This window comes from Acidimicrobiia bacterium (genome assembly GCA_040880805.1).
Taxonomy (GTDB): domain Bacteria; phylum Actinomycetota; class Acidimicrobiia; order IMCC26256; family DASPTH01; genus DASPTH01.
Genome location: JBBDHW010000001.1, coordinates 26379 through 37483 on the forward strand (window position 1 = coordinate 26379; position 11105 = coordinate 37483).

At 69.6% G+C, this 11105-nt stretch carries 12 protein-coding genes; all 12 read right to left on the bottom strand.

The features are described 5' to 3' along the window. Nucleotides 1–8 precede the first annotated feature (8 nt). Nucleotides 9–2900, bottom strand: a complete 2892-nt coding sequence (locus WD271_00165) for an AAA family ATPase (GenBank protein ID MEX1006240.1) — start codon at nucleotides 2898–2900, stop codon at nucleotides 9–11. A gap of 68 nt (nucleotides 2901–2968) precedes the next feature. Beyond that, nucleotides 2969–3262 carry an acylphosphatase gene (locus tag WD271_00170; protein MEX1006241.1) on the bottom strand — a complete coding sequence of 98 codons (294 nt, stop codon included), beginning with the start codon at nucleotides 3260–3262 and terminating at the stop codon, nucleotides 2969–2971. Beyond that, nucleotides 3250–4089 (bottom strand): bifunctional DNA-formamidopyrimidine glycosylase/DNA-(apurinic or apyrimidinic site) lyase, encoded by an 840-nt coding sequence (mutM, locus tag WD271_00175; GenBank protein MEX1006242.1) that lies wholly within the window; start codon nucleotides 4087–4089, stop codon nucleotides 3250–3252. The genes WD271_00170 and mutM overlap by 13 nt, the downstream gene beginning before the upstream one ends. Beyond that, nucleotides 4082–4831 carry a ribonuclease III gene (gene rnc / locus WD271_00180; protein ID MEX1006243.1) on the bottom strand — a complete coding sequence of 250 codons (750 nt, stop codon included), beginning with the start codon at nucleotides 4829–4831 and terminating at the stop codon, nucleotides 4082–4084. The genes mutM and rnc overlap by 8 nt, the downstream gene beginning before the upstream one ends. A 5-nt stretch (nucleotides 4832–4836) precedes the next feature. Next, nucleotides 4837–5148: a phosphopantetheine-binding protein gene (locus WD271_00185; protein ID MEX1006244.1), complete on the bottom strand. Its 312-nt coding sequence runs from the start codon at nucleotides 5146–5148 to the stop codon at nucleotides 4837–4839. Next, entirely contained in the window at nucleotides 5138–6121 is a 984-nt protein-coding gene (gene plsX / locus WD271_00190; protein ID MEX1006245.1) for a phosphate acyltransferase PlsX, read from the bottom strand. Before plsX ends, WD271_00185 begins: the two co-directional genes overlap by 11 nt. Nucleotides 6122–6224: 103 nt before the next feature. Continuing rightward, the gene (rpmF, locus tag WD271_00195) at nucleotides 6225–6404 is read right to left on the bottom strand and encodes a 50S ribosomal protein L32 (protein MEX1006246.1); all 180 of its coding nucleotides are present in this window, start codon (nucleotides 6402–6404) and stop codon (nucleotides 6225–6227) included. Nucleotides 6405–6464: 60 nt separating this feature from the next. Continuing rightward, nucleotides 6465–6944, bottom strand: coding sequence for a DUF177 domain-containing protein (locus tag WD271_00200; GenBank protein ID MEX1006247.1), 480 nt, complete (start codon nucleotides 6942–6944; stop codon nucleotides 6465–6467). Nucleotides 6945–7115: 171 nt separating this feature from the next. Beyond that, nucleotides 7116–7661 carry a hypothetical protein gene (locus WD271_00205; GenBank protein ID MEX1006248.1) on the bottom strand — a complete coding sequence of 182 codons (546 nt, stop codon included), beginning with the start codon at nucleotides 7659–7661 and terminating at the stop codon, nucleotides 7116–7118. 10 nt (nucleotides 7662–7671) lie between these two features. Next, nucleotides 7672–8151 (bottom strand): pantetheine-phosphate adenylyltransferase, encoded by a 480-nt coding sequence (gene coaD / locus WD271_00210; GenBank protein ID MEX1006249.1) that lies wholly within the window; start codon nucleotides 8149–8151, stop codon nucleotides 7672–7674. 16 nt (nucleotides 8152–8167) lie between these two features. Then, entirely contained in the window at nucleotides 8168–8722 is a 555-nt protein-coding gene (rsmD, locus tag WD271_00215; GenBank protein ID MEX1006250.1) for a 16S rRNA (guanine(966)-N(2))-methyltransferase RsmD, read from the bottom strand. Beyond that, nucleotides 8722–10944, bottom strand: a complete 2223-nt coding sequence (gene recG / locus WD271_00220; protein MEX1006251.1) for an ATP-dependent DNA helicase RecG — start codon at nucleotides 10942–10944, stop codon at nucleotides 8722–8724. Before recG ends, rsmD begins: the two co-directional genes overlap by 1 nt. Nucleotides 10945–11105: the final 161 nt, after the last annotated feature.

Below are 11105 nucleotides of genomic sequence, written 5' to 3' on the forward strand. Positions count from 1 at the left end.
CGGGCGTCTCACGGGACCGGGAGCTCGTCGCGGACCCGCTGGCTCACCACCCGGCTCGACCCTCCGGGCGGCATCGAGACTCCGTAGAGACAGTCGGCAGCCTCCATCGTGCGCTTCTGGTGCGACACGATCACGAGTTGCGCGTCGTCGCGGAACTCGTGCACGAGGTCGAGGAAACGGTGGAGGTTGACGTCGTCGAGCGCAGCCTCCACCTCGTCCATGAGATAGAAGGGCGACGGCCGGGCGCGGAACACCGCGAACAGGAACGCGAGCGCGGTGAGCGAACGTTCGCCGCCCGACAGGAGCGACAAGCGCCGGACGTTCTTGCCCGACGGGCGCGCCTCCATGTCGATCCCCGTATTGAGGAGATCGTCGGGGTCGGTGAGCAGCAGACGGCCCGAACCGCCGGGAAAGAGCGTGGAGAAAAGGCGCTCGAAGTGCTCGCTCACATCGGCGAAGGCGCCTTCGAAGATCGCGACGATCTCGCGGTCGACGGCACGGATCACCCGTGTGAGCTCGCGACGACTCCCTTTGACGTCTTCGAGCTGCTCCGAAAGGAATCGGTGGCGCTCTTGGAGGGCGTCGTGCTCCTCGAGCGCGAGGGGGTTGATGGGTCCCATCAGGCGTAGCTCGCGGTCGAGCTCGCGCCCCCGGCCGGCGAGCGTCGAACCTTCCGGCACCGACGGCGCCACCGCGTCGAGCGCGGACTCCGGCTCGACCTCGTAGTCGGCTCGGAGTCGCTCGACCGCGGTCTCGAGCCGGAGACGCGTCTCGGCGTCGTCGATCTCGGCGCGCTGCGCGCGCTCTCGTACCTCCGTGAGCTCACGCTCGAGCTCGCTGCGCTCGGTGCGGAGCGCGTCGAGTTGCTCAGCGGACGCGCGCGCCGCTTCCGACTGGCGCCTTCGTTGCTCACGCAGCCGCGCGTGGAGGGCACCGGCCCGGATCGAGAACCCGTCGAGCTGCACGCTGAGCGCGCGGTACGCGTCGGCCCTCGCGAGCATCCCGGCGCGCTGGCGCTCGGCCTGCGCCTGGGCATGCTGGTCGCGCGCGGCCAATCGTCCCTGCACCACCGCGAGACGCTCGCTCACCATCGTGCGTCGATGCTCGAGCGCGAGCAGCTCGGTGGCTCGGACGCGAGCCCCGTCGAGAGCCGCGCGGGCGCGTTCGACGCGGACCGCAGCTTCCAGACGCGCGTTTTCGGCATCTCCGGCCTGGGCGATCGCCTCCTTGAACGCGGCCTGCGTGACGGTGGCGGCGTCGTCACCGATACGCCAGGGTCCGTCCCCGCCGAAACGGTCGCCGCCGGAAGTGAGGAAGACGAGGTCGGGCTGGTCGAGCGCGAGCTCCATCGCGGTGCGCCATCCGGAGTCGACAAGCACCATCCCGGCCAGCATCCGCCCGAGCGCTTGCTGCAAACCGGGAACGCGTGCGCTGACGCAGTCGATGAGCGGCCGAGCGCCCGCTGGGGCGAGCCGCGGCTGAGGAGGAGGCCCGAGCTCGTCGACCACGAGCAGCAGGCCGCGAGACTCGCCGTCGTGCAGCCGCTCGATCGCCCGGGCGGCGGCGTCGCCGCCCTTCACCACGACGGCGCGCAACGCGTCTCCGAGCGCGGACGCAACCGCCGCCTCGGCGTCGGACTCGATCTCGAGCAGATCGACGAGCGGACCGATCACACCGTGAACGCCCGCGAGGTGCTCGACACCCGTCGCAGCCCGCGCGGCACCGAGGCCGAGGTCGAGCGCGTCGGCGCGGGCGCGCCACCTCGCCGCGTCGGCCTCGGTGTTGCGCCACGCCTCGTCGGCGTCGCGCAACGCGGCTTCCGCACCCGAGACGTCACGGAGGACGGCGGGCGGCGCGGCTGCGATCGCGGCGTCGAGCTCGGACAGCTCGCCGCGCAGCACGCCGGCGTCGGCCACGAGCGTCTCGAGCACGCCCGCATCGGCCGCCGCGGCCAGCTCGCGTTCGACACCACGAAGTTTCTCCGCAACGAGCGCACTCAACCCGCGCGCGCGCTCGCTCGTGGACTCCACGCGCACGAGCCAGTCGGCGAGCGCGTCGTGCCCCATGACGGTGAGCGAGCGCTCGGCATCGAGCACCCCCACGTCGAGCTCGCGCAACCGGCCGCGCAGCTCCGCTTCGCGTTGCGTGTGCTCCGCGCGCGCGTCGCGGAGGCGCTCGATGCGGGCCTGCAATCCTGCGATCTCGTGCCCCGCCAGATGGAGCCGGATCGCTCGCAGCTCCTCGACGAGCCCGCCGTGCCGGCGCGCCGCGTCGGATTGCTTCTGGAGTGGGGTGAGCTGGCGGCGCACCTCCCGGAGCAGGTCGTTGAGGCGGAGCAGGTTGCCCTCGGTGGCTTCGAGCCTGCGCTCGGCGCGCTCGCGGCGCTTCCGGAACTTGAGAATGCCGGCCGCTTCCTCGACCACCGCGCGGCGATCCTCGGGCCGCGCGTTCAACACCGCGTCGAGCTGGCCCTGCCCCACGATCACGTGCTGCTGACGACCGATACCCGTGTCGGAGAGGAGATCCTGGATATCGAGCAGCCGGCAGGGCGCGCCGTTGAGCTGATACTCGGAATCGCCCTCGCGGAACAGCGTGCGGGTGATCGTGACCTCGGTGAAGTCGATCGGGAGGAGTGCGGAGCTGTTGTCGATGGTGAGCGACACCTCGGCGCGCCCGAGGGCCGCGCGACCCGGCGTGCCCGCGAAGATGACGTCGTCCATCTTGCCGCCGCGCAGCGTGCGCGGGGCCTGGGCGCCGAGCACCCACGCCACCGCGTCGACCAGGTTCGACTTCCCCGAGCCGTTCGGACCGACGACCACCGTGACACCGGGCTCGAACTCGAGGACGGTCTTGTCCGCGAACGACTTGAAACCCCGGACCGTCAGCGACTTCAAGAACACGCGTGAGGCTCCCCAACAGAAGACTTCCGTCGCAGCGTAGCGACGGCCGTCTGCCGTTCCGCGGCACTTCAGCGGACGTGGAAGCCGGACTCCCCGATCGGGTCCTCCACCTGTACGTCGACACCGTCGACGCGTGCGTGGGACGGGCCCTCGTGGCACCACTGCACCACGCGGTCGACGGCTGTCTCCGGTCCCTCGAGCACGGCTTCGACCCGCCCGTCGCTCCGGTTCCGCACCCAACCGGTAACGCCGAGGGCAACGGCCCGCTCGCGGCACGACTCGCGGAACCACACTCCTTGCACGCGCCCCGCGATCAGGACGCGCTTCCGCGTGTTCCGCCGAAGTCGGGTCAGACCTGGCACGCGTCGCAGTAGAAGGTGGAGCGCCCGGCGAACCGCTCGCGCACCACGACATGGCGGCACCGTGGACACGCCTGGCCCTCGCGCGCGTACACGTTGTGGAACCGCTGGTACTCACCGGGACGGCCGAACAGGTCGACGTACTGCTCGTCGGCGAGCGAGGACCCGCGGTGCTTCACCGCCTCTTGCAACGTCTCCATCATCGACCGGTAGAGGCGCCGCACCTCCTGCGCGGTGAGCGTGTCGCTCACGCGGTCCCAGCGAAGCCCCGCGCCCCACAGGATCTCGTCGCTGTAGAGATTGCCGATGCCGGCGATGAACTTCTGGTCCATCAGCAGAGGCTTGAGCTTGGCGTGTCGCTGCGCGAGGAGACTCCCGAAGTGCTCCCACGACATGGCCGTCTCGAGCGGGTCGATGCCGAGGTGCGCGAGCTCGGTGACCTGCTTCTCGACGTTGTCGACCTCAGTCACGAACATCTCACCGAACGTGCGCGGGTCGACGAACCGCAGCTGCCCCCCCTGCGTGAACGTGATCACGACGTGCGTATGCTTCGACATCGGTTCGCGCGCTGTCTTCGTGCGAAGCAGTTGCCCCGACATTCCCAGATGGATCACGAGCACGTCGTCGCCGTCGAGCCGGCACAGCAGGTACTTCCCGCGCCGCTGGACCGCGACGATCTTCTTACCGATCAGCCGGTTCGCGAACTGCTTGCGGTTGTGATGACGCCGAACGGCGCGCATGCCGTCGGCCTCGACATTCTTGATCTTCTTCCCGACGACCTCGCGCTCGAGATCACGCCGGACAACCTCTACCTCGGGCAGCTCAGGCATCGTGCACTCGCTTGACCGCCGCGGTCTTCACTTCGTGCTGCAGCCGCTCCCACGCTTCGCGTGCTGCAGCTTGCTCCGCCGACTTCTTCGAGCGACCTTCGCCAGTGCCGTAGGTCTCCCCGCGCAGCAACACCGACGCGAAGAACCGCTTGGAGTGATCGGGACCCTCGTGCCGAACCTGGTACCGCGGGAGCTGGTCGAGGAATTGCGCGGCGAGCTCCTGCAGGCGGGTCTTGTGGTCGCCGCCTCCGGGACCGGCGGCCTGCTCTTGGATCGCACCCTCGAGCGCACCGAGGATCACGTGACGCGCAGCGTCGAGGCCGCCGTCGAGGTACACCGCCGCGATCACCGCCTCCATCGCGTCTGCGAGGATCGACGACTTCGCACGACCGCCGGATGCGTCTTCGCCCTTGCCCAGCCGGAGCGCGGCGCCGAGGTCGATGTCGTTCGCCAGGCGCGCGAGCGTCTCCGAGCTGACAACGACCGCGCGTAGCTTCGCGAGCTCGCCTTCGGGGAGCTGCGGGTACATCTCGTAGACGAACGTGGTCACCACGAACCCGAGTACCGAGTCGCCGAGAAACTCGAGCCGCTCGTTCGATTCGTCGATCCCTCGCTCCGCGCAGTACGAGCGGTGGGTGAGCGCGAGCTCGAGCAACGACTGATCATGAAAGTTCCACCCGAGCGCGAGCTGCAACCGCGCGTCGAGGTCCGATGCCGTGGTGCGAGCGGCCTGCGCGCTCATCCGACTCACTCGCCCGTTTCCCCCGGGGTGCCGAGTCGACCGACGACGTAGTCGACGGCGTCGCGAACCGTGTGCAGGTCGGCGAGATCTTCGTCGTCGAAGCTGAAACCAACGGTGCGCTCCCCGAGCTCCTCCTCGAGGGCTTCGACGAGCTCGATGAGCGCGAGTGAGTCGGCGTCGAGATCGTCGGAGAATTTGGCGTCGAGCATGATGCGCGACTCGTCGATCTCGAGGATCTCCGCCAGCCGTTCGCGGATCATTCGCAGCACCTCGTCGGGTCCGATCGGGTTCCGCCCGACGTGCGTCTCAGCCGGCACCCGCGATCGCCTCCTTCGTTCGTTCGACCACGCGAGCCTCTACGCACTCGACGGCTTGGCGGACCGCACCCACGATCGCCTGTGCGCTCGACGAGCCGTGCCCGACGACCGACACGCCATTCACCCCGAGCAGCACCGCGCCACCGACGTAATCGGGCTCGACCTGCTTGGCCGCGTCGAGCAGGTGCGGCATGACCGCGGCTACGGCATCGCGCAGCTCGGGTAGTTCGAGCGCCTGGAACATCAGCCCCGCGGTGCCGCGGATCGCGCCTTCTATGGTCTTCAGCGCCACGTTGCCCGTGAACCCATCGGTGACGATCACGTCGACCCCAGGGCGCATGAAATCTCGGCCCTCGACATTGCCCGCGAAGCCGCGGACGTTCTCGAGCAGCGCGTACGCGCGCTTCCTCACGTCGTCGCCCTTGCCCGCCTCTTCGCCGTTCGACAGCAAACCGATACGCGGTTCGTCGACACCGAGTCGGGCCCGCGCGTATTCGCGCCCCATCACCGCGAACTGCACGAGCCACTCCGGCGCGCAATCGACGGTGGAACCGGCGTCGACGAGGATCTGCGGGCCGTGACCGGGCACTGGTATCGGTGCCGCGATCGCCGGACGCGCCACGCCCTTGATGCGCCCCATGCGCAGGAGCGACGCCGCCATCGTGGCCCCGGTGTTTCCCGCGCTCACGAGCGCGTCGGCCTTGCCGTCGCGTACGAGCTGCGCGCACAGCACGATCGACGAGTCTTTCTTGGAGCGCACCGAGGTCGGCGCGTCGCCCATCTCGACGACCTCGCTCGCAGCCACGAGCTCGACGGACTGCGCGTTGTGGGGCAGGAGCGGCGCGACCAGGTCCTCGCGTCCGACGAGCAGGATCCGCACTCCGAACTGTTCTGCGGCCTGCACCGCGCCGGCGACGATCTCCCCCGGGGCGCGGTCGCCCCCCATGGCATCGACCGCAACGGCGACGCTCATGACCCCGCTACCCGCTCACGGTGCTTCGCACCGGGCCGCTCAGGCCACGCTCGCTGCGGCGCAGGACACCCGCGCCTCTACGCGCTCGCTCATGTACCAACCCCTATTCAACGTCGATCACCTTGCGTCCGCCGTACCACCCGCAGTTGCTGCACACGATGTGCGGCTGCTTGACCGCTCCGCAGTTGGGACAGGTCGAACGTGGGGGCGCGGACAGGCGCCAGTTCGACGCGCGTCGCTGGCGCGTCTTGCTCCTCGGTGTCTTGCGCTTGGGGACGGGCATCGGGTGCTCCTCGAGAGTGTGGGGCGAGAGTTGGCGGGCCGGATCTTGGCGAAGAGGTGGTCAGAGCTCGAGCTCCGACAGGGCGGCCCAGCGGGGATCCACCGGCGCGCCGTCGTCGGCGTCGTCGTTCACGTCCACGGGCCGGCACGGCGGGGCGCCGGTGGATTCGCAGGTGGGCGCGAGCGGGAGCTCGAGGAGCACTGCGTCGCGCACGAGCTGCTCGAGGTCGATCTCGTGACCGAGCAGCGGGTACGTCTCGCCGTCGACGAAACGCTCCTCGAAGAGCTCACTGACCGCGGCCCCCAGGTCGTCGGAGAGATCTACAAGGCACACGCTGCACTCACCGGACCAATGGGCATTGATCGTGCCCCGTGCGACCAAGCCGCCGGGCACGCGCTCGAGCACGAGATCGACCCGGATCTGCTCTGCGACGCGCGCCGCTCTCCCACCGAGGCCTGCCATCGCCGCTTCGCGAACGAGGGGCCGGCGGGAACCGGGGTGGGTCAGGAGATCGGCGACATCGATGCGGAGATCGCTCATGGTTTCGTGAGAAGGGCGGACGGGTTGCCCCGGATGTTTTTGACCGGGTTCTTTGACCGGCCCGGCTGCCGCGACGGGGAAACGGTCGTGCAAGTGGCGCCCAGAAACCGGGGCCGGGCGTCCGAGGATAGCAGCCGGACGAATTGACCGACCTGATGGGCGATCCGACCCTTACAGGTCGTCCTGGTCGAAAATTCCGGATTCCTCAGGGTCGGGAAGCGCGTGGGCGTGAGGCCCGGACGGGGGCGGCGGACCGACGACCGCCTGCAGTTGCTCACGCCCCCGTTGCACCGTCTGCATCGTGCGCTCGAGCACCACTTCGAACGCCGCGAGCTTCTGGTCGATGTAGTCCTCGGCCTCGTGACGCAGGCGACGGCTGTCGGCCTCCGCATGCGAGACCACCTGCTGCGCAACGCGGCGCGCCTCGCGAGCCACCTCCGTACGCTCGACCATCCGCTCCGCCTGCACGCGCGATGCCTCGACGATGTCCTCCGCGTCGCGGCGCGCCTGCGTGAGGTACTCGTCGCGCTCTTTCAGCAACCAGCGCGCGTGCCGGAGCTCCTCGGGCAGCGCCCGCAGCGCGTCGTCCACGATTTCGAGTGTCTCCTCGCGGTTCACGAGTACCGACGCCGACATCGGCATCGTGCGCGCGGTGTCGACGATCTCTCGGAGCTGCAGCAGCAGCGTCTCGAGGTCGTACGCCTGTTCGTCGCTCACCAAGGCCTCGCTATCTCGAGAACCGTTCCATGAGTCGCGCGGAGACGCTGGCCGGGACCATCGCAGACACATCGCCTCCGAACTTGGCGACCTCGCAGACGAGACTCGACGACAGGAACGAGTACTCGGGGCTCGTGGAGATGAAAAACGTGTCGATGCCCGACAGTCGCTTGTTCATCTGCGCCATCTGGAGCTCGTACTCGAAATCGGACACGGCGCGCAGGCCCTTCACGATCGCCCCGGCGCCATGCTCGCGTGCGAAGTCGACCACGAGCCCGGTGAGCGGCTCGATCCGCACGTTGCCGAGGTGGCCGATGGCGTCGGCGAGCATCTGCTGGCGTTCCTCGAGGCCGAAGCGCGACTGCGATTTCTGTGGGTTCCGCGTGACCGCCACGATCACGCCGTCGAAGTGGCGCGCGGTGCGCTCGATGATGTCGATATGACCATTGGTGACGGGATCGAAGGAGCCCGGGCAGAGGGCGGTGTCCACGCGATGTTGCTCCTGGTCAGATGGCCGCGACGGTGAGGAGCGTATCCCCGTAGGCGCGCGTCCATCCGACCGCCCAGCCCTCGGGGAGCACCGGCGGCTCGGTGCGACGGGTCTCGACCACCACCGTCGCGCCCACGGCGAGACAACCAGACTGAGCCAGGGCAACGAGCACCTGCGCCAGCTCGGCGGCAGCGAGGTCGTACGGCGGGTCGAGGAGCACGAGATCGAACGGCCCGTCGGCGACCCCATGGCCGGCGAACGAGGCCGCCGACGCACGGCGCAACTGCGCGCGCTCCGTGAACCCCGTGGCGTCGAGGTTCGCACGAAGCGCGTCGTGGGCGCGACGGTCGTTGTCCACGAAGACGGCGCGCACGGCACCGCGAGAGAGCGCCTCGATCCCGAGCGCGCCGCTCCCCGCATAGAGGTCGAGCACCACCGCTCCTTCGAGGCGCTCCGCACCGAGCGACGCGAACAACGACTCCTTGACCCGGTCGGCCGTGGGGCGCACGCCGCCCTTCGGCGCGACGAGCCGTCTCCCGCCCGCCGCTCCTCCGATCACGCGCAGTGCCATCAGCTCTTGAACAGGAAGTCGACTGCGTCCCCGAGGAGATCCTGCACTTCCTCGAGAAGCTGCGCGTGCTGGTCGAGGTCGGGATCGGCGTCGAGCACGCCCTCGGCCACCGCACGCGCTTCGAGCACGATCGGCTCGTCCTGCGGCAGCCTCCCCAACTTGAGGTCGGTCCACCCGGCTTGGCGCTGGCCGAACACCTCGCCCGCACCGCGGATCGCGAGGTCGCGCTCGGCGAGCTCGAAGCCGTCGGTGGACTGCACCATCGCGTCCATGCGCGCTTCGCCCTGGGGGGTGCTCGGGTCGGCGAGCAGGTAACAGACCGACGCGTGCGCGCCACGGCCGATGCGTCCGCGTAGTTGGTGGAGCTGGAGGAGCCCGAACCGTTCTGCGTCCTCGACGACCATGACGGTCGCGTTGGGAACGTCAATACCCACTTCGATCACGGTCGTCGCCACGAGCACGTCGACCTCGCCGGCACGGAACGCGGCCATCGCGGTCTCCTTGTCGGCCGCGGGCATCTGTCCGTGGAGCAGCCCGAGCCGAAGACCGGCGAGCTCCTCGGCGGCGAGTCGTTCGAGCTCCTCGGTGGCCGCACGCGCTTCGAGCTTGTCGGAACCCTCGACGAGCGGGCACACCACGTACACCTGCCGGTCCGCCGCCACCTCGGTGCGCACGCGCTCGTACACGACAGCGCGCTCGAGCGGCCCCGGCCCCACGATTTCGGTCACGATCGGCGCGCGGCCGGCGGGGAGCTCGCGCAGCTCGGTCTTGTCGAGATCCCCGTAGATGAGCATCGCCGCGGTACGCGGGATCGGCGTCGCGGTCATCACCAACACGTCGGGTGCCACACCATTGGCAGGCTCGCTCGGAGCCGGGGTACCCGGCTCCGCCCGAACGGGACGCTCGCCGCGGCCCTTGCGACGCAGGAGGTCGCGCTGCTCGACGCCGAAGCGGTGCTGCTCGTCGATCACCGCCACGCCGAGGCGCTTGAACTCCACGCCCCCGTAGATGAGCGCGTGCGTGCCCACCACGATGTCGACGTCACCCGCGGTCAGGCCCTCGGTAATGCGGCGGCGCTCTGCCGCGGGTGTGCGGTTGGTGAGCAGCGCGACGCGCACCGGTCGCTCGCCGAGGAGCGTCGACTCCGCGGGGACGACGAGACCGTCGAGCAACGAGCGCATCGTGAGCTCGTGCTGCTCCGCGAGCACCTCGGTGGGCGCCATGAACGCGCCCTGGTAGCCGCCCTGCACCGCGGTGAGCAGCGCGGTGAGCGCGACGACCGTCTTGCCCGAGCCGACCTCACCCTGCAAGAGCCGGTGCATCGGTGCCGGGCCCTCGAGGTCGGCAGCGATCTCGTCGATCGCGCGCGCCTGGTCGTCGGTGAGCACGAACGGCAGCCCCGCGTGGAACGCGGGCACAAGCGGTCCGTCCACCCGATGACGGATCCCGCGCGCGTCGGCCGCGAGCGCGCGCTTGCGCGCGACGAGCCCGATCTGCATGCGGAGGAACTCGTCGAACTTCAACCGTTTCGCGGCAACGAACGCGTCCTGCAGCGTGTCGGGCCGATGGATGTCCCAGTACGCGCGCGTGCGGTCGACGAGCCTGTGCGCGGCACGGAGGTCTGGATCGAGGGGATCGGCAAAGCCGCGAGCCTTCGTGCGCTCCAGGGCCGACGCGACTGCGCGTCGCAGCTGCCACGTGTGCACCTCGGCCTTGCCCGACTGCAGGTAGACGGGAACGACCGCACCGGTCGCCTCCGGCCCATCGCCTGCGCCGCGTTCGGAATCGGGGGTGGACAGCACGTCGACCACCGGGTTGGTGAGCTGGCGCTTGCCGCGGTACTGCTCCACCTTCCCGAACAGCGACACCTGCGTTCCGACCGGTAGCTGTCGCTCACGCCACGCCTGGTTGAAGAACACCAGTTCGAGCAGACCGGTGCCGTCGTACACGACCGCGTTCACGATCGTGCGCTTCCCGTCACGCGTGCGGCGCGCTCGGATCGAACGCACCTCGGCGTCGACCGTCGCCTCGTCGCCGATCGAGAGCTCCGCGATCTCGGCGCGCTGCGTGCGATCGACGTACCGGCGCGGGTAGTGGTCGAGAAGATCGAGGACCGACGTGATGCCCATCTCGGCGAGCCCCGTCTCGAGCTTCGGTCCCACCGCCTTGAGCTCGGTGACGCCGTGGGCCGCGAGCTCGCGCAGGGTGATGGAGCCGGTCACCTCTGCGGAGCTATTCGACGCCGACGAGATACGGGTAGAGCGGCTGGTCACCAACGTGGGTCTCGATCTCGACGTCGGGGTGCGCGAGCCCGAGGTGCTCGGAGATCCGCGCGGTCTCGGCCGCGTCGTACTTCGAGATCCCGAGCAGCACCGCCTCCTGG